Below are 18,477 nucleotides of genomic sequence, written 5' to 3' on the forward strand. Positions count from 1 at the left end.
CGCCCGGTAACGAACTCATCGACCGGTCAGTTGCCACGCGTCTTCGTCGTTCGGTTCGTCCGTGTGATCGTTGTAATCGGTCGCGACGTTCTGCAACGACTCCTCGACGGGGTCGTCTCCTTGCCCGCTCTGGTCATCGCCCGAACCGGCCGGAGGCTCCTCACCGCGAATCTTCGCGAGAGCCGCCGGAAGGTCGTCAGGAGCCACCAGAACATCGCGTGCCTTGGACCCCTCGGACGGGCCGACGATCTCCCGGGATTCCAGCAGATCCATGAGGCGCCCGGCCTTCGCGAAACCGACACGAAGTTTGCGCTGCAACATCGAGGTCGAGCCGAACTGCGAGTTGATGATCAGTTCCGCCGCCTGGAGCAGTACGTCGAGGTCGCCCCCGATATCCTCGTCAATCTGCTTCTTCGGCTGGTCCTGGATGACATCGGCACGGTAGCTGACCGGCATTTGCGTCTTGACGTGCTCGACGACGTCGTGGATCTCCGATTCCGAGACCCACGCGCCCTGCACACGCATCGGTTTGGAAGCGCCCATCGGCAGGAACAGGGCATCGCCCTGGCCGATCAGCTTTTCCGCTCCGGCCTGGTCCAGCACGACGCGGGAGTCCGTCACGGACGAGGTCGCGAAGGCCATCCGGGAAGGAACGTTTGCCTTGATCAGGCCCGTCACCACGTCGACCGACGGACGCTGGGTCGCCAGGACCAAATGGATTCCCGCCGCACGGGCCAACTGCGTGATTCGGACGATCGCGTCCTCGACGTCCCTGGGCGCGACCATCATCAGATCGGCCAGCTCGTCGACAATCACCAGCAGATACGGGTACGGGCGGATCTTCCGTTTGGACCCCGGTTCCGGTTGGACCTTGCCCTCACGGACGGCCTTGTTGAAGTCGTCGATGTGCTTGAACCCGAAATGGGAGAGGTCGTCATAGCGCGCGTCCATTTCGCGGACGACCCACTGCAAAGCCTCCGCAGCCTTCTTGGGGTTCGTGATGATCGGCGTGATCAGGTGCGGGACGCCCTCGTAGGCCGTCAGCTCCACTCGCTTCGGGTCCACCATGACCAGGCGTACTTCGTCGGGCGTGGCCCGCATCAGGATCGAGGTGATCATCGAGTTGACGAACGAGGACTTACCCGCGCCGGTGGCACCCGCCACGAGGATGTGCGGCATCTTGGCCAAATTGGCCACCACGAATCCGCCTTCGACATCCTTGCCCACACCCATGACCATCGGGTGCGGCGAAGCATGTGCCTTGTTGGACCGCAGAACGTCTCCGAGCGCAACCGTCTCACGGTCGGTATTCGGGATTTCGATGCCGATCGCCGACTTCCCGGGGATCGGGGAAAGAATTCTCACGTCGGCGCTCGCGACGGCGTAGGAGATGTTCTTCGACAAGGCGGTGACGCGCTCGACCTTGGTACCGGAACCAAGCTCGATCTCGTACCTGGTCACGGTCGGACCACGAGAGAACCCGGTGACCTGAGCGTCGACCTTGAACTGGTCGAGGACGTTGGTCAGTGCCTCGACGACTGAGTCGTTGACCTCGGAACGCTCCTTGGCGGGAGGTCCCTGGACCAACGTCTTCTGCTGCGGGAGGACATAGTCAGTGCTCGAAAGCGCAGCCTCGCGTGCCGCACCGCTCTGCGGTTGGGCGTGCGGGATCGAATCGTCCGCCAACGATGCGTCATCCGCGGAGAATGTCTCGGCTTCCTTGGGGTTCGGCTTCTCGACCAGCGGTGAGACGCCTTCGTGCGGGTTCTCCGACAACTTTTCGGTTGCGGATGAACTCTGGGAAGGCTTCCGTGCGTCCGGGGCCGGTTGGCCCGAGTCGATGACCTCGGTCGCATCAGGATCGGCGCCACCGATGACGCGGGTCTTGTCCAGGTCCTCGGAGGAACTCTGCTCGGGTTGGGCCTCGCGTTGCTGGTCTTCTCTGGCCGACTTGGCCCGATTGAACTTGCCCAGGTCGAACAGTTCGGATTTCTTCTTCTTGGGCGCTGAACCGGGCTCCCCGGCGGAATTGTGGTCGAAGACCTCGGTGGGCGCGGTGCCCAGCCGTCCGCCGTTGGGGTCCCCCTTCGGCGCGTTCTTGTCGACTACGGCCCTCGTGAAGGCTTCGTCCCCGGCGTAGCCGTCCAGGGGCTCGGTTTCGTTCCCGGACTTCTCGCGGCGACCGAACAGGGACCGCTTCGGCTTGACAGATTTCTGTTCCCCGTGTTCGTCGTTGAGGTAGCTTCGGTCGTGCTCAGGAGCCGAAAGATCGGCTCCCCTCTCCTGCGGTTTTTCCCCGACGAGGCGCCCGAAGACCGACCTGATGTTCGGAACGATCGAACGGATCGGCGTCGCCGTGACGATAAGGATCGAAATCAGGGCCAGAAGAATGTGCAGGGTCATGGTCCCGGGCACCGTAATGAGCTTGGACAGCGTGGCTCCGGCCAACAGGCCGACAATCCCGCCGCCACTCCGGACGGCGTCCAAGCCCGATTCCACGCTCGGGGAACCGGCCGCCAGGTCAAAGAGCGCGGAACCGCTGATGACCATGAGCAACAGTCCGACAGCGATGCGGTTGTTGGCACCCATCTCGGTCGGGTGTCTGAATGCGCGGATCGAGAATCCGCCGAGCAGAACCGGGGCCAGGAGGGCCATGCGCCCGAAGGTCCCGGCGACCACGGCGTGCCACGCCATGGCCGGCCAGGACACGGCCTGCAGACCCACGGAGGCCAGACTCCACCATTCGACGGCGGCGGTGATCAGCGCGAGCGCGAGCATGAGCAGGGCTCCGCCGTCGCGCCGGTCCTCCGGTGCAAGTTCGGTGCGCAGTGTGCCCATGCGACGGATTGCGCCGCCGACCAGGTGGGCACAACCTACCCACGCACCGAGGATCGCCCGGACGAGCCAATTGGGCTGGTCAGGTGCGTCAGTGGTCGCACGCGAAGAACGAGTGGCGGCTTTCTTGGTGCCGCCCGACGAACGCCGCGACTGCGATGCGCCCTTCTGAGGGGTGGGGGAAGTACGAGTCGCCATATGTTCCAGGGTAGACGATGAGGGCGGAACCCACACTCGCCCGGTTCGAAACCGGCCGAATCCGTGGATCACCGCCCCATCGATACGGGGGTCGTCCCCGCGAGCTTCCTGGCCTCAGTCCTCCTGGTTGTGCTCGACCACCACGGGGATGATCATCGGCTTGCGGCGCAGCTTGCGACCGATCCACTGGCCGATCGTTCGGCGCACGATCTGCTGCATCTGGTGATTGCTCAGACGCTTGGACGACTTCTCGTTCAAGGCCTCTTCGAGGGCCTCCGTGATCTTGGGAATCAGCGGTGTGAATACCGAGTCCTCTTCCGCAACACCGCGGGCGTGGATGTCCGGGCCGGCCACGACACGCTTGGTCTTGCGATCGACCACGATCACGATCGAGACGAACCCTTCCTCGCCCAGCGTGCGACGATCCTTGAGGTCCTGGTCCGTGATCTCACCCACGGACTTTCCGTCGACGTAGACGTATCCGCAATCGACCGCGCCCGAGATACGAGCCTCGCCGTTTCTCATGTCGACGGCGACACCGCTCTCCCCCAGAAGAACGTTCTCCTCCGGCACACCGGTCTCCATCGCCAGCTTGCCATTCGCAATGAGGTGACGAACTTCACCGTGCACCGGGAGCACGTAATTGGGTTCGAGGATGTTGTAGCAGTAAAGCAGTTCGCCCGCGGCCGCGTGGCCCGAGACGTGGACCTTGGCATTGCCCTTGTGGATTACGTTGGCACCGAGCTTGAGCAGACCGTTGATGACCCGGTACACGCTGTTCTCGTTGCCGGGGATCAAGGAGGAGGCGAGCACGATCGTGTCGTCCTGCTCGATCTGGATCCTGTGGTCGCCGCTGGCCATCCGCGAAAGTGCCGCCATCGGCTCACCCTGGGAGCCGGTGCACATGAGCACCACTTCGTCCTCGCGGTAATTGTCCACGTGCTTCAAATCGATCAGCACATTGTCCGGCACCTGCAGGTAGCCAAGTTTTTCAGCGATGGTCATATTGCGGACCATCGAACGACCACACAGGGCAACCTTGCGACCGCGCTCGACCGCCGCATCGATGACCTGCTGGACTCTGTGCACGTGCGAGGAGAAGGAAGCGACGATGATTCGCTTCGGGGCATCGCGGAATACGTCCGAAAGAACGGGGCCGATGTCCTTCTCCGTGGGCGTGAAGCCGGGCACCTCGGCGTTGGTCGAGTCAGGGAGGAAAAGATCCACGCCTTCCTCGCCGAGCCGGGCGAAATGCCGGAGGTCGGTGATCCGGCCGTCCAGCGGCAGCTGATCCATCTTGAAGTCACCGGTGTGCAGGACCTTTCCGGCCTTGGTCCTGATGAACACCGCGAGCGCGTCAGGAATCGAGTGGTTGACGGCCACGAATTCGCATTCGAACGGACGCAGATCCTCGACGTCACCCGCCTCGACGGCGATGCTGGTGGACCGGATGCGGTGCTCCTGCAACTTGGCTTCGACCAGTGCAAGGGTCAGTTGCGAACCGATCAGGGGGATGTCGGGGCGGCGCTTGAGCAGGTAAGGAACCGCGCCGATGTGATCCTCGTGCCCGTGCGTCAGCACAATGGCGACGATGTCATCGAGGCGGTCCAGGATGTGGTTCAGGTCGGGCAGAATCAGGTCGACGCCGGGCTGGGTCTCTTCCGGGAAGAGAACCCCGCAGTCCACGACCAACAGTTTTCCGTTGAGTTCGTAGACCGTCATGTTGCGGCCGACCTCTCCGAGTCCGCCCAAAGTCAGGACGCGCAGCGTGTCCTTCTTCAGCTTCGGAGGTTTCGGCAAATTGGTGGGTATCTGGGTCACGGGACCCCTTTCTTATGATGAGGGCCCCGCCTCAGCAGCGGGGCCCGGATGTTATCTGATGCTTGAGGCGGCAATCGAACCCTCGAGGTCGGACCGGATTCGTGCGGTCTCGGCTTCGGTGGGTCCAACATGCGGCAGGCGCACCGTGGAGGTTGCTAGCCGTCCCTGCCATTGAAGAATTGTTTTTGCGGCCACCGCGCCGGGGACGCGGGTCATGGTCGCTGTGACCACCGGATGCGTCTCCTGGTGGAGGCGCTGGGCGGTCGCGAGATCGCCGCGGACCACGGCGTCGATGAGCTCACGGAACTGTTCGGGGACCACATGGGTGGTCACACCGATCAGTCCCGTGGCACCCACGGACATCCACGGAAGGGTGAGGCCGTCGTCACCGGAATAGAACTGGAGGTCCGTTCGGGACAGAACCTCGGTAGCGCTCGCGAAGTCCGCCTTGGCGTCCTTCACGGCAACGATATTCGGGTGCTCGGCGAGCGCGATCAGGGTTTCGGCCTCGATCTGGATTCCCGCGCGGCCCGGAATGTCGTAGAGCATGATCGGGGTTGTGACGGCGTCGGCGACGGCCCGGAAGTGGGCCAGCAGGCCCGCCTGGGTCGGCTTGTTGTAATACGGGGTCACGACCAGCAGACCGTCGACGCCGACCTCTTCCGCGAGTCCGGCCACGTGAATCGTGTGGCTGGTGTCGTTGGACCCGACGCCCGCGATGATAAACGCCCTGTCCCCTACCGCATCTTTGACGATGCGGAAGACACGGGCGTTCTCCTCGTCGGTCATCGTGGAGTATTCACCCGTGGTGCCGCAGACGACCAGGCCGTCATTGCCGCGCTCGACCAGTTCGCGGGCGAGCGTTGCGGTGGCCTCCTCATCCACGGATCCATCGGCCGCGAAGGGCGTGACCATGGCGGTCAGCAAGCGACCGAAAAGGGGCTCGACTGTGGCAGTGTTCGCGATCGAAGACTCAGGCATGTTTCCCAGGCTACAGCACTTTCAGGCTTCCTCGCCCTGCGACAAGGCCGTGGCCGGACGGCCCCGATACAGGGCGACCGCATCGCGCATCGACCGTCTGGCCCTCTTCCGGTCCCCCGCGGCGTCATACGCGCAGGAGAGCCGGAACCAGGACCGCCAATCCTCCGGATCGGCCTCGGCCTCGCGCTGGTAGCGCTCGAAATCGGCGTCGGCCGCATCGCGGTCGATACCGCCCGACGCCGTCCGCGGCAGGTTGTCTTCGGGAAGCCCGCCCTCGCGGCCCAGGATCCGGGCCAATTGCTGAACACGAATGCCGAAGAGGACCTCCTTGATCAAGGCCCAGGCCCCGATGAGTGGGAGGACGATGAGCCCCGCCCCCAGGAGGATTCCGGCGAGATTCCCCGACCCGACCAGGAGCACCCCTCTCTGGAGGGTGACCACCAGGTAGAGGGCCAGGAGCGCCACGGTCACGGCGGCGAAGGTCTTCCCCTTGTTCGTCGAATCGATGAAGACGAAGGCTGCGCTGAAGGCCAGAATGACCGTGATGAACAGCCGTGTTCCGGCCGGAACCGGAAGCAGCCAGACGGTGATGGCGACCAGGACGACGGCCGCCCCAGTGAAGATCTTGAGTCCGCGCACGCGTCAGTCCAGGTCCAAGTAGCCGTCCAAACCGTGGGTCAGGCCGGGGCGCTGCCCCACGGTCCTGATGCCCAGCAGGACGCCGGGCATGAAGGAGACGCGGTCGAAGGAATCATGGCGGATCGACAGCTGCTGCCCCTCGTCGCCGAGGAGAATCTCCTCGTGGGCCACCAGGCCCCTCAAACGAACCGCGTGGACGTGGACGTCGTCGACCACGGCGCCACGCGCACCCTGCGGGTCGGATTCGGTCGCGTCCGGGCTCGGTCCGCGACCGACGCTCCGGCGTGCCTCCGCGATCTCCCGAGCCGTGTGGGCGGCGGTGCCCGAAGGCGCATCGAGCTTGTTGGGGTGGTGCAGCTCGACGACCTCGACCGATTCGAAGTACTTGCTCGCCGTGGCCGCGAATTTGCCCGCGAGGACCGCCCCGATAGCAAAGTTGGGGGCAATCAGGACACCGGTCCGAGGGTGATCTTCGAGCAGCGCACGCAACCGATCGAGCTTGGCCTCGTCCCACCCCGTGGTCCCGACCACGGCATGCATCCCGTGCTCGACGGCGTAGCGAACATTCTCCTCGCTGGCAGCCGGAACGGTCAGGTCGACGACGACATCGGCCCCTGCACCGTCCGTCCGGTCGAGCGGGTCGCTCGAGCCGAGTGCCGCGACCAGTTCCATGTCCTCCGCCGATTCCACGGCTTTGACAGCTTCCGAGCCCATCCTTCCGGACGCGCCGAGTACAGCAACCTTGATCACATCAGTCATGTCTTCCACCCTATCGCCGCTTCGACAAACCGCCGACTTGTCCCCTCCCGGTGCCGAACTCATCCGAAGCTTTGTCCACGGTGGCCTCTCATTGGGCCTCGGACTACTACCATGTTCTGGTAATCATTACGGACTTCGACCCCGGACCAATACCGATATCGAACCCGAATCTCGTTGCTAGGACCGCGTCGCCCCATGACACCCCCGATACTCTTCGACTCGTCCGTCCCGCCCCGGGCGGGGCAGGAACGCTTCGTCCTGCGCGGACTCGACGGGCTCCGTGCGATCGCGGTCATCTTGGTGATCGTGTACCACGTGTGGCCGATGGCGTTGCCGGGAGGGCTCGTCGGCGTCGATCTGTTCTTCGTGATTTCCGGGTACCTCATCACGGCCCTGCTGCTCCGCGAGGCCGCGTACACGGGCATGATGCACCTGCCGCAGTTCTGGATGCGTCGCTTGCGCCGCCTGGTGCCCGCGATGGTCCTGTGCGTGCTCGTGTGTACCTCCGTGGCCTTGGTCCTCGGCGGGGATGTTCTGGTGGAGATGCCCCGCCAGGTGATGACCTCCCTGACCTACACCTCCAACTGGGCGAACGTGGTCGCCGACAACGACTACTTCACACGGACTTCCCCCGAGCTGTTCACGAATTTCTGGTCGCTCGCGGTCGAGGAACAGTTCTACCTGGCGTGGCCGATCGTCCTCGTGACGACCTGCATCCTGGTCAGGTCCTGGCGGAAGAGAACCCTGGTACCTGCCGTCCTCGCGACGGGATCCGTGGTGGCGATGGCGGCGTGGACCGCCGCCAAGGGCGACATGATCCGCAGCTACTACGGTCTCGACTCGCACGCCTTCGGGCTCATGTTCGGCGCCGTCCTGGCGCTCATGGTGCCGTGGAGCATGTACCCGCCACGACGGGGCACTCAGGTCCCTGCGGTGGAGAAGGCCTATTCGCCCGGCCTCAACGTGGTTCGCATCCTGGTGGGTTGGGCCAGCCTGGTGCTCCTGCCCGTTCTGGCACGTTTCCTGACGGAGGAGAACCCTGAGCTCTTGGCCCCGTGGGGCTTGGTCGCCGCGTCGCTTCTCGGTCTGGGCGTGATCCAGTGTCTCCTTCCCGACGTCCGCGGGACGGGTGCCGCCGGACTGAGACGTTTCCTCTCCCTGGCTCCCTTCGAGTGGATCGGCAAGCGCTCGTACGGGCTGTACCTCTGGCACTGGCCGATGCTGACCCTCATGCACTACGGAGCGCCCACGATGTGGGAGACGCCCAAGAACATCGGTGTCCTCGCCGCCACCGTGGTCGTCGCGGCGGCCTCGTACAAGTGGCTCGAACAACCGGTCCGACGCAAAGGATTCCTCGGTGCCACGGCCGCACTCTTCCGGGCACTCAAACGACCCGGGAACGTGCGGTGGGCCGCGGCAGGGACCATGCTCGTGGCCGTGGTGACCGTCTCCGGCACCGTGGCCGCGTGCTTGGAGGCACCGGAGAGGACCCAGGCCCAGTCGGTCATCTCGAAGGGCAAGGACGCCCTGGACCAGCCGGAGACCTCGCCGTCCGCTACTCCGAGCCCGTCCGGCCCCAGCGCCTACAAGCCGACGCCGGATGGACAAGACGTGACGATGATCGGCGATTCCGTGACCGTGTCCGCCGCCGACGACCTGCAATCAAAAATGCCCGGGATCTCGGTCGACGCCAAGGTCAGCCGGGAGGTCTCCGATGGTCTGGACGTGGCCAGGAAACAGCGGGACAAGCACGAGCTGGGCCGGATCGTGGTCGTTTCCCTGTCGACCAACTCAGGGATGACCCAGGAGGACGTCGATACCCTCACCGACCTGGCCGAATCGGACCAGACCCGGGAAATCGTGCTGGTCACGGGTCAGGCCCCGCCGAAACTCGATTGGGTCAAGACCTCCAACGAGACGGTCCGTACCGCAGGAAAGAAGAGCGACAAGATCGTCGTCGCGGACTGGGCCAAGGCGTCGGACGGCAGGCCCGACCTGATGGTCTCCGACGGCGTCCACCCAGAGCCCCCGGGACAGGAGCTCTACGCCCAGACGGTCGCCGACGCCGTTGCGGAGGCGAAGAAAAAGCTTGCGGACCGCACGGCCACGGCTGGTCCGGAGCACGACTGACCCGTACCGGCGCTCCGGCGCGTCATGGCCTCTGCTAGGTTCGGGACCATGGCAGATCACAGCGTGCCCCTCCCCTCCGTGAGCTTCTCCTTGTGCGACCAGGCCGGACGACGACTCGCGGACCATCAGCCCCGAACCGTCTACTACGCAGCATCGACCATCAAATTGGGGGTCGCTCTGGCCGCGGGTCGGGCCGTGGCCGCCGGGGATCTCTCTCTCCGGTCTGTGTACGGGGCCACGAGGACCTTCGAGGGGGCCGACGGGGAACGGTTCTGCCTCACCGGTGACCATCTCGACGCCGAATTCCCGGCGGACGGAACCGACCTCTCGGTCGCCGAACTCTGCCACCTCATGATCTCTCGCTCGTCGAACGAAGCAACCAACATTCTGTTGGGTGCGGTGGGGATCGACGCCGTCGCCCGGGTCTTCGCGGACCTGGGCCTCGAGTCCACGCGCGTCGAACGACTGATCGGAGACCCCGCGGCCCAGGACGGAGGGCTGACGAACGAGACGACCGCCGGTGATCTGACGAAACTCATGCGAGCCACGGTCACGGGAAACCTCGGGCCGGGCCGGGACGTGCCCCGCGATGTGGTGTCGCTCTTCGTCGAGGCTCTGGAAGCACAGACGGTTCCCCCTATCGGGAGATCGCTCGCCACGGGCATCCGGTGGGGGTCGAAATCCGGTGAAGTTCCGGGGTACCGGCACGACGTCGCGTTCATCGGGGACCCCGGCTCCGAGGATTGCCGCTACTTGGCCGTGTGCACGCGGGGCTACGAAGAGGCTGCGGCGGATGAAGTCATCGCCGCACTCGTCGCCGCGCTCGGGCTGGGCGGGAACTAGCTCCCGCCCCGCACGCACCCGCCGCGAGGTGGCAACGTTGTGCAGATTTCACGCCGGAAGCTGCACAACACTGCCACCTCACTGCCACCTCGCGCAGGGGTCATACGCGGACCGCCGCGTCCGGGACCAGACAGTGCGCGACGCTCTCGGCATTTGCTCCTCGGAGAACCGCGGCATGGTCGCCCTCGACGACGTGGGTCTCCAGTTCGTCGCACCACGGCAACCACGCGGTGGGATCGGCGCCGGCCTCCAGGCTGTCTTGCGCCGAGCACAGGATCAGCCTGCCGGCGAATGCCTGGGTATCACGGCCCCTCGTGTAGCCCATCGCCTTCCACACCGACGTGATGCACGTGCGCAACGATGTGTCGTCCAGGTTGGCCAACGGAGAGCCATGCTCCCTGAGCGCTGCGACGGTCCCGGCCAAATCGCCGGGCACCTCCCGTGGCTCTATCCCACCCATGCGCATCAGTGCGATCCACAGATCGGATTCGGTCGGCTCCGGGCGGCCCCGCCAGTAGGACGGCGGGTAAGCGTCCAACAGCACGACCTTCTCGACGTCCACGCCGTCCCGTGAGGCCCGCGCGGCGACGTCGACGGCCGCGATCCCGCCCACGGACCAACCGGCCAGGATGCACCCCTGCGGCGCGATTGCGGACAGGGACGCGGCGTAATCCTCCGCGAGCTCTTCCAAGGCCTCGGGCCATGGCGACGACGGGTCCGAGAACTGCCTGGCCTGAAGGGTCCAGACGGACGATGACGGATCGAGATACTTCAGGAACGAGGCGTAGCACCACCCGAGACCCCCCGCGGGAGGGAGGAACACGACCGGCGTCGCCTGCGGGTCCTGCCCGTTGCGCAGCCGCAGGGCCGGTTCGAGCTCGCCCGCGTCGTCGTCCTCGAGGGCCTCGGCCAGGGACCTGGGCGTGGGATGGGCAAAGACCTTCGCGAGGGAACAGGGCGTTCCGAATTGCTCTTCGACGCGGATCCCCAGCTCGAGGGCGCTCAGCGATGCTCCCCCGGCCGAGAAGAAGTCCGTGTCCGGGCCGATCGACGGCACGTCGAGGACGTCGGCGAAGATCGTGCAGACCGTCTGTTCCCTCAGGGATCGGGGCACGCCTCCCTGGTCCGGCAGGACCAGTTCCATCGCATCCAGTGCCCTTCGGTCCGCCTTGCCGTTAGTGGTCACGGGCATGCTGTCCACACGCGACCACAGCGCGGGAACCATGTACTCGGGCAGCACGGCGGCAGCATGATGCTTGGCCACGGCCAGAACCTCATCGCCGCGTTCGGAGTCGCCTTCGATGAAGGCCGCCAGCGTCTGTTGCCCGCCGATGCTCTTGACCAGAACGACGGCGGCATGGACGCCCTCGACGTCGGCAAGGACCGCTTCCACTTCCCCCAGTTCGAGACGCTGGCCCCGGATCTTGATCTGGTGGTCCCGGCGCCCCCTGTACTCCAGGACGCCGTCCTCCCTCCACACGGCCAGATCGCCGGTGCGGTACACCCGGAGTGTCTCCGGCCCGGACGAGGACGCGTCGGGAGATCCGGGCTGGCGGCGACCGCTGCTCAGGGGAATCGTGTCCAGGGCAGCGGCGTCGGCGTCCGGTCGATTGAGGTATCCGGACATGACCTGGACACCCGACAGACACAGCTCACCCGGTATACCTGGTGGACACAGGTGGCCCGTCGGATCGACGACGTGGCACCCGGTATTCCAGGCCGGGCGCCCGATGGGCACGACGGCGGCGTCGGGGTCCGTTTCCGTGTCCCAGGCCGTAACGTCGATCGCGGCCTCGGTCGGGCCGTACAGATTCAGGGGACGGACGCCCAAGAGGTCGAAGGTTCCTCGAACCTGTTCCCTGGTCAACGCCTCACCGCTGCACACGATGCGGCGGAGCGCGACTCGTTCGGCTCCCAGGAGTGCGCGGACGGAAGGGGTCGAGATGAACGCCGAGAGCATCGTCGGCACGAAATGTAGGCCCGTGACTGCCTCGTCCCGAAGGAGCCGAGCCAAGTACTCGGGATCCTTGTGGCCTCCGGGGGCCGCGATCACGATGCAGGCGCCCTCCTGAAGCGGCCAGTACAGCTCCCACACGTGGACATCGAAGGAAATCGCCGTCTTGTGAGCGATCCGGTCGGACCCATCGATCGGAATCAGGTGCTGTTGCCACCGCAACCTGTTGTCCAGGGCCCGGTGGGTGGTCGGCACGCCCTTGGGACGTCCGGTCGATCCGGACGTGAACTGGACATAGGCCAGATCGTCCGGACGGGTTCGACGACCCGGAAAAGCCTCGGAGGGGGTTCGTGACTCCGCCTCGCGTCCCAGTCGGAAGATCTCTCGGGCTTCCAGGAGGCGGACAGGCGCGGTCTGGGCCGGAGCGTCGGTCTCGGTCGCGACCTCGGAGAAGTCCGGCACCGCCAGACCCGTTCCGCTGATCAGTGTCGAGCACTCGGCGTCCTCGAGCATGGCCGCGACGCGACCGACGGGGAGGGTCGGGTCGATCGGCAGGTACACGGCCCCGGCGTACAACAGGCCGTAGAGGAGCTCGAACTGTTCGACGCCGCGCTCGACCCGGAGACCGACGACGTCGCCCCGGGCCACGCCGGCGGCAGAGAGCCCCTCCGCGACGTCACGGGCCGCGCGGACGAGTTCGGCGTAGGTTCTGGCCCCGCCCCCGAAACGATCCGCGGCACCGTATGCAGGTCCCTCGCGGAGGGCAAGTGCCTCCGGGGTGCGTTCGGCCTGCTCCTCGAACCGTTCGAGGAGCGTTCGCGCCTCGACCTCGTGCTCCGTGGCGGACAGGCCGCGGATACGGTCGATTTCCTCGGGAAGTGCCTGGTCGAGCTCCGCGGTCGGAGTTTTCGTGCTTGCTGCCTCGGCCCACGAATGCATCCATCGCAGGATTCGATGCGCGTGCCGCTCTGTTTCCTCCGGGGAATACAAGTCAGGGTTGGCGGTCAGTTCGAGGCTGAGGTCGTGGCCCCGACCGGGCATGCCTCTCAGGCACACCGTCATGTCGGGAACCGGGCCCGCGGACACGTTGTGGACCTGAGCCCGGCACGGGCCGAATCGCAGGACGGCGTCGAAGGGAACCACGTTGATCTGGGCCCCGAAGGGCCGACCGCCTCGACGCGCAGCCTGCCTTTCCAGATCCTCCTGGCGGGCCAGAGCATGCTCGTGGTTGAACACCATCTGGTCTCGGACCTGCCGCACTTGGTCCTGGGGGCGCGTGAGGGCGGAGACGTGGATGGGCAACACATTCACCGCGGTGCATCCCGTGCGGGCTGCGACTCGAGGGCCACCGGCCAGGGCCCGATTCATCTGGGGAACGCCGAAACTCGCCTGGGGCAGGCCAAGGGCTCGGGAGAGGTACGAGCCGACGGCGGCCACCACGCCCGTCGGCCATTGCGCCTCCGCGCCGCGGGCGACCTCGACGATCGCCTCCTGGAGACTCACGTCGACCGGCCGGACAACACGGTGGGCCGTGGCCGACGGCGCCGCCTCGCGTTGCGCGAGGGAGTAATCCGTCGGTGTGTCCTCGTGCTCGAGACGCTCCGACCAGGCCTCGAGATCCGCAGTGCGACGCTCGGCGTCGGCGGCGTCCTGGGCCCGGAGCTCCGCGAGCCCCGGCCTGTGAGCCGGCTCGGGGGCCTCACCCTCGAGAATCCGCCCGTAGACCTGTCCCACCCGACGTAGGGCATCGAATGCGGCGAATCCGTCGGCGACCAGGTGGTGGAAACAGTGGTAGAACCATTGGCGGCCGCCGCACTCGATGATCGCGGAATCCACGGTGCGGCCCCGCTCGACGTCGAGGGCCGTGCCGACCGTTTCCGCGCACCAATCGAGCACCGTCCGCCGCGCCTCGTCGGGCGTGGCCTCGAGTCCGATGCTGCGTCCCACGGTGACACGACGGAGGAATTCGTCGATGTCGAGGTCGATGTCGAGCGGGCGCCAACCGAGCTCGCTGCCGCGTTGATCCAGTTCGACCCGGAAGCCCTCGTTCTCCGCGTACACGGTCCTGAGCGCGGACCGAAGCGCCTCCGCGTCCACCGGCTCGGTGAATTCGACGCATTCGGCGGTGTTGTAGCAAGGATTGTCCGGGTCGAGTCGGGTCGCGAAGCCTATTCCACGCGCCGCGTCCGTGAGCGGGTACCAGGGAGGGTCGTTCCGGTCCACGATGACTAGGCCCTTTCCGACGCTTCACGGAGGAATCCGACGCTGGGGTCAGCGATCAACTCGGTGAATTCCAGACTCACCCCGTGATCCTGGAGGTCGTCCAGGAGCGCGAATGCCGAGATGGAATCCATACCCAGGTCGAACAAGTTGGCCGTGGGGTCATGGAATGCCTTGTCCAAGGCACCCTCCTCGCGCAAGTGCGGCGCCAGGACTGACTTGAGTGTCGAATCGTCGATCATTTTTTCTCCTTGTGCGGTGATGACCAGGCAATGATGAGGGGCGCCGTGACGGTGGAGCGCCGCGACGGCAATGGTTTGGTTCTTGGTCCGGTGCCTCCGGCGGAACCGGATCCTCCGGCCGTCCAACCGGCCGGTTGGACGTCTCCTGGGGTCAGGCCCGTGACGCGGCGAGGTCCTCGGCCAGGGCGGTCCTGAGGTGGCGGCGCGAGATCTTGCCGACATTGGTCAGGGGTAGGTCCCGACGAATCTCGACGCGTTCCGGGATCTTGAATTCCGCGATCCCCCGTTCCCGGAACCACGCGCGGAACCAGGTTCTCGGGTCCGGGCCGAAGTCGGCATCGTCCCGGGGCAGGACCACCAGGCCGACGCGTTCTCCGAGGTCGTCGTCGGGTATCCCGACGACGACGGCATCGGCCACGCCGTCGGCGCTCAGGGTCACGTCCTCGATCTCGTCCACCGCGATCTTTTCTCCGGCCCGATTGATCTGGTCCTTCGACCGCCCGGTGACCTCGACGTGCCCCGTGGGATGCAACCGGACGATGTCACCGGTTCGGTAATACCCGTCCTGGGTGAAACCGAAGCGGTTGGCCTTGTCCTCGAGGTAGTAGCCGCGGATCGTGTAGGGGCCACGGGTCAGGAGGTGACCGGTTTCGCCCTCGGCCACGGGACGGTCGTCGTCGTCGACGACCAGCAGCTCGTCGTCGGGGCTGATGGGCAGTCCCTGTGTCCGAACGACGAGTTCCTCCGGGTCGGTGTCCCTCGTGTAGTTGACCAGTCCCTCCGCCATCCCGAAGACCTGTTGGAGCCGAGCGCCCAGGACCGGGCCGACCTTTTCGGCCACGCTCGGGGCGAGCTTGGCCCCGCCGACCTGAATCGTCGTGAGGCTCGAAAGGTCCGGGAACTTCCTCTGGGCCGAGAGAATCCACGCCTGCAGCAGGGGCGGGACCAGGGATGCCATCGTGACCCGTTCCTGCTCGATGAGGGAGAACGCGGTCTGCGGGCTCGGATCCGCCGCGAACACGAGGCTGCCTCCCTCGTGCAGCACCCCGAGGATCCCCGGAGAGCTCATCGTGAAATTGTGTGCGGCGGGCAGGACCACGAGCATTCTGGTCTCGCGGTCCACACCGCAGATCGGGTCCGAGGCCCTGACCGAGTAGAGGTAGTCCGCGTGGGTTCGGGGAATCAGTTTGGACATTCCGGTGGTCCCTCCGGACAGCTGGAGGAACGCGACGTTCTCGCTCAGCCGTTCGGCCCCTCGGTTGCGCACGGGTCGTGGCAGGTCGAGCAAGGGTTCCGGACGGTCCGGGATGGCGACGACGCCGTCCTGGCTCTCCGTCTCCTGCCCGCTCGCCTCGATCAGGACCGGGGGTTGGAGGCCTTCGGTCCGCATGCCGTCGGCGTACTCCCGGTAGAGACCGAGGTAGTCGAATCCTTCGGCCCCCTGGCAGACGATGTGGGCCGCCGCGTCGGTCTTTCGGGCGAAGTGGCCCAGCTCGCTCGCCCGGTGCTTGGGCAGGGCGAAGACGGGCAGCGCTCCCAACAGGAACGACCCGCAGAGGTAGGCCATGTACTCGGCGGTGTTCGGCAGTTGCAGGATCACGCGGTCGCCCGGCGCGACGCCGACGTCCCGGAGCGTTCGGGCCGAACGCCTGGCTTCGTCCTCCAAGTGAGCGTAGGTCCAGCGCCGAGTCGCCAGGCTGCCCGTTTCCGGGTCCCGTGACGAGCGGGCGACGAGCGCGGTCCGGTCCGCGAATCGGGCGCACCGGTCCAGGAGGAAATCCTGGAAGGTCTCGTCGATCCAGTAGCCGGCCGCGCGGTACTTCGCCGCGAACTCTTCGGGAATCCCTGGATATTCGGCCAGGCTCGTTCGGCCGTTCAGGGCGGTTTGGGTCATGGTTTCCTTCCTTCGTGTCAGTGGATGCGTGCGGCGAACGCCGGGGCGCGGGCCTACCGGTCAGTCGTGCACCGGCACCAGGATCGGGGCCCCCGTCTGGGGATGCTCCAAGAGATGGACTTTCTGCCCGTAGACGGCCTCGATCCGTTCCGGGGTGAGGACCTCCGGGGGTGCCCCGTCGGCCACCAATCGACTCCGGGAAAACATGAGCACGCGGGTCGCATATCGTGCCGCCTGGTTGAGGTCGTGAAGGACCACGACCACGGCGGCACCGTTCTCGGCCAGACGCTGGGTCGATCGGAGCAGAGCTTCCTGGTTCTGGAGGTCGAGTGCGGCGGTCGGCTCGTCCAGGAGCACGATCGGTGTGGTCTGGGTGACCGTTCGTGCGTAGGCGACTCTCGCCGATTCACCGCCGGAGAGGGTTGTGACGTCCCGTCGTCTCAGTCGCGCGACATCGGACTCCTCGAGGGCCGATTCGACGATGTCCCGGTCTCTTTCCTCGTCGACGTCGTGCGGGAGACGCCCCATGGCCACGGCTTCCTCAACGCTGAATCCGAAATGGGTGGTCTGCTGCTGGAGCATCACGGACCGTTCGCGGGCCAGTTCGAGAGGGCGCCACTGTCCGGGGGCGCGCCCGCCGACCAGAACCTGGCCGTGCTGGGGCACGAAGTCGCCCGCGAGCAGCCCGAGCATGGTCGACTTGCCGGCCCCGTTGGGCCCGACCAGAGCGGTGACCGTGCCGGGAAGCAGATCGAATGCTACGTCGTCGATCAGGGTCTTGGAGCCGATCGCATAGCTGACGGACCGCACCTCGACGACGGGTGTGTGGGGCCCACGCGGCGTTGGCATCGAGTCCCCGGACGCCGGTGTCTCCGGACGACCGCGTTTGCCTCGCATCATGAGATCCTCCTCTTCTCACGAAGGATCAGGAACAGGAAGAACGGCGCACCGACGGCCGCCGTGAACAGCCCGATCGGGATCTCGGTCGGCGGGTTGAGCGTGCGAGACGCGGCATCCGCCGCAACCACCAGGACGGCGCCCGCGATCGCGGAGGCCGGGAGCAGGGCCTTGTGGCCGGGGCCCACGAGGAACCTCATGATGTGCGGGACCACGAGCCCGACGAATCCGATCGATCCGGCGAAGGCCACCGCGGCCGCCGTCAGGAGCGCCGTGGTCACGATGATCGCGAGCCGGCTCAACTTCACGTTGAGGCCCAGATGCTGGGCCTGCCTCTCCCCCAGGGTCAGCACATCGAGCGTCTTCGAGAGACGCAGAACCAGGAGGAGACCTATCAGGAAGATCGGGAGAACACCGACCAGCTGGGCCCAGTTGGCTCGCCCGAGAGAGCCCATCTGCCAGAACACCAGGGTCTGAAGCTGGCTGTCATCGGCGATGTACGTGAAGAAACCCACGAGGGCCTGACACGCCGAGCCGACCGCGATGCCGACGAGCAGCATGCGCGCCGTCCCGGTGGTCCGCCCCGGCCTGGCCAGCGCGTAGATCAGCCCGGTCACGGCCAGACCGGCGGCGAAAGCCCCCAGCGGGACGACCCATTGGGACGCGAAGCCGCCGGCCAGCACGATCGCCCCGACCGCACCGACCGAGGCCCCGCTGGTGACCCCGACGATGCCGGGGTCGGCCAGCGGGTTGTTGAACAGGCTCTGGAGGCACGCCCCAGAGATCGCCAGCGCCGCGCCGACCATGACGCCCAGCAGGATTCGGGGAACCCGCAACTGCCAGACCACCGAGACGTCCCTCTGACTGAGCGAGTCGTCCCCGCCGAGGACCGGAGACAGCAGGATGTGCACCACGTCGGTGAGCACGACCCGCACCGGTCCGATCGAGACGGACACGACCATGAGCCCTGCCAGGAGCACGAGCCCCACGATCAGGGTCCCGGCCAGCGGTAGTCGGCGGATGTCGGTCCCGCCGGATTCACTGCGTGTCATCGGCATGCGGGA

At 66.2% G+C, this 18,477-nt stretch carries 12 protein-coding genes; 2 read left to right on the forward strand and 10 right to left on the reverse strand.

All coding sequences use genetic code 11. The features are described 5' to 3' along the window. Positions 1 to 15: 15 nt before the first annotated feature. The 5 genes from AB0Y14_RS08800 to dapB all read right to left on the reverse strand — a co-directional run bounded on the left by AB0Y14_RS08800 (position 16) and on the right by dapB (position 7,233). The gene (locus AB0Y14_RS08800) at positions 16 to 3,033 is read right to left on the reverse strand and encodes a DNA translocase FtsK 4TM domain-containing protein (RefSeq protein WP_436588893.1); all 3,018 of its coding nucleotides are present in this window, start codon (positions 3,031 to 3,033) and stop codon (positions 16 to 18) included. A 114-nt stretch (positions 3,034 to 3,147) separates the two neighbouring features. Next, positions 3,148 to 4,854: a ribonuclease J gene (locus tag AB0Y14_RS08805; protein ID WP_436588894.1), complete on the reverse strand. Its 1,707-nt coding sequence runs from the start codon at positions 4,852 to 4,854 to the stop codon at positions 3,148 to 3,150. 51 nt (positions 4,855 to 4,905) lie between these two features. Beyond that, the gene (gene dapA / locus AB0Y14_RS08810; RefSeq protein ID WP_436588895.1) at positions 4,906 to 5,835 is read right to left on the reverse strand and encodes a 4-hydroxy-tetrahydrodipicolinate synthase; all 930 of its coding nucleotides are present in this window, start codon (positions 5,833 to 5,835) and stop codon (positions 4,906 to 4,908) included. A 21-nt stretch (positions 5,836 to 5,856) separates the two neighbouring features. Beyond that, entirely contained in the window at positions 5,857 to 6,474 is a 618-nt protein-coding gene (locus AB0Y14_RS08815; protein WP_436588896.1) for a hypothetical protein, read from the reverse strand. Between the two features lie 3 nt (positions 6,475 to 6,477). Then, a complete protein-coding gene (gene dapB / locus AB0Y14_RS08820) occupies positions 6,478 to 7,233 on the reverse strand; it encodes a 4-hydroxy-tetrahydrodipicolinate reductase (protein WP_436588897.1) in 756 nt (251 codons plus the stop codon). Positions 7,234 to 7,428: 195 nt separating this feature from the next. Between dapB and AB0Y14_RS08825 the strand changes: the two genes are divergently transcribed. Next, on the forward strand, positions 7,429 to 9,363 hold the full coding sequence (locus AB0Y14_RS08825; protein ID WP_436588898.1) for an acyltransferase family protein: 1,935 nt from the start codon (positions 7,429 to 7,431) through the stop codon (positions 9,361 to 9,363). A 48-nt stretch (positions 9,364 to 9,411) separates the two neighbouring features. Next, positions 9,412 to 10,206, forward strand: a complete 795-nt coding sequence (locus tag AB0Y14_RS08830; protein WP_436588899.1) for a serine hydrolase — start codon at positions 9,412 to 9,414, stop codon at positions 10,204 to 10,206. Positions 10,207 to 10,306: 100 nt separating this feature from the next. Here AB0Y14_RS08830 and AB0Y14_RS08835 read toward each other — a convergent pair whose 3' ends face one another. The 5 genes from AB0Y14_RS08835 to AB0Y14_RS08855 form a co-directional block, all read right to left on the reverse strand. Beyond that, entirely contained in the window at positions 10,307 to 14,383 is a 4,077-nt protein-coding gene (locus AB0Y14_RS08835) for an amino acid adenylation domain-containing protein (protein ID WP_436588900.1), read from the reverse strand. A 5-nt stretch (positions 14,384 to 14,388) separates the two neighbouring features. Continuing rightward, complete coding sequence (locus tag AB0Y14_RS08840) at positions 14,389 to 14,622, reverse strand: phosphopantetheine-binding protein (RefSeq protein ID WP_436588901.1); 234 nt, start codon at positions 14,620 to 14,622, stop codon at positions 14,389 to 14,391. 151 nt (positions 14,623 to 14,773) lie between these two features. After that, the gene (locus AB0Y14_RS08845) at positions 14,774 to 16,516 is read right to left on the reverse strand and encodes a (2,3-dihydroxybenzoyl)adenylate synthase (RefSeq protein ID WP_436588902.1); all 1,743 of its coding nucleotides are present in this window, start codon (positions 16,514 to 16,516) and stop codon (positions 14,774 to 14,776) included. Between the two features lie 60 nt (positions 16,517 to 16,576). Continuing rightward, positions 16,577 to 17,416, reverse strand: coding sequence for a heme ABC transporter ATP-binding protein (locus AB0Y14_RS08850; RefSeq protein ID WP_436588903.1), 840 nt, complete (start codon positions 17,414 to 17,416; stop codon positions 16,577 to 16,579). Further along, the gene (locus tag AB0Y14_RS08855) at positions 17,413 to 18,465 is read right to left on the reverse strand and encodes a FecCD family ABC transporter permease (protein WP_436588904.1); all 1,053 of its coding nucleotides are present in this window, start codon (positions 18,463 to 18,465) and stop codon (positions 17,413 to 17,415) included. The genes AB0Y14_RS08850 and AB0Y14_RS08855 overlap by 4 nt, the downstream gene beginning before the upstream one ends. Positions 18,466 to 18,477: the final 12 nt, after the last annotated feature.

Origin of the sequence: Rothia sp. HC945, assembly GCF_051370785.1 — a bacterium.
Classification (GTDB): Bacteria; Actinomycetota; Actinomycetes; order Actinomycetales; family Micrococcaceae; genus Rothia.

What these genes read in the sequence shown, in the direction of transcription:
- AB0Y14_RS08800 (WP_436588893.1), bottom strand. Translation starts at nt 3,033, where the DNA reads ATGGCGACTCGTACTTCCCCCACCCCTCAGAAGGGCGCATCGCAGTCG.
- dapA (WP_436588895.1), bottom strand. Translation starts at nt 5,835, where the DNA reads ATGCCTGAGTCTTCGATCGCGAACACTGCCACAGTCGAGCCCCTTTTC.
- dapB (WP_436588897.1), bottom strand. Translation starts at nt 7,233, where the DNA reads ATGACTGATGTGATCAAGGTTGCTGTACTCGGCGCGTCCGGAAGGATG.
- AB0Y14_RS08825 (WP_436588898.1), top strand. Translation starts at nt 7,429, where the DNA reads ATGACACCCCCGATACTCTTCGACTCGTCCGTCCCGCCCCGGGCGGGG.
- AB0Y14_RS08830 (WP_436588899.1), top strand. Translation starts at nt 9,412, where the DNA reads ATGGCAGATCACAGCGTGCCCCTCCCCTCCGTGAGCTTCTCCTTGTGC.
- AB0Y14_RS08840 (WP_436588901.1), bottom strand. Translation starts at nt 14,622, where the DNA reads ATGATCGACGATTCGACACTCAAGTCAGTCCTGGCGCCGCACTTGCGC.
- AB0Y14_RS08845 (WP_436588902.1), bottom strand. Translation starts at nt 16,516, where the DNA reads ATGACCCAAACCGCCCTGAACGGCCGAACGAGCCTGGCCGAATATCCA.
- AB0Y14_RS08850 (WP_436588903.1), bottom strand. Translation starts at nt 17,416, where the DNA reads ATGATGCGAGGCAAACGCGGTCGTCCGGAGACACCGGCGTCCGGGGAC.
- AB0Y14_RS08855 (WP_436588904.1), bottom strand. Translation starts at nt 18,465, where the DNA reads ATGACACGCAGTGAATCCGGCGGGACCGACATCCGCCGACTACCGCTG.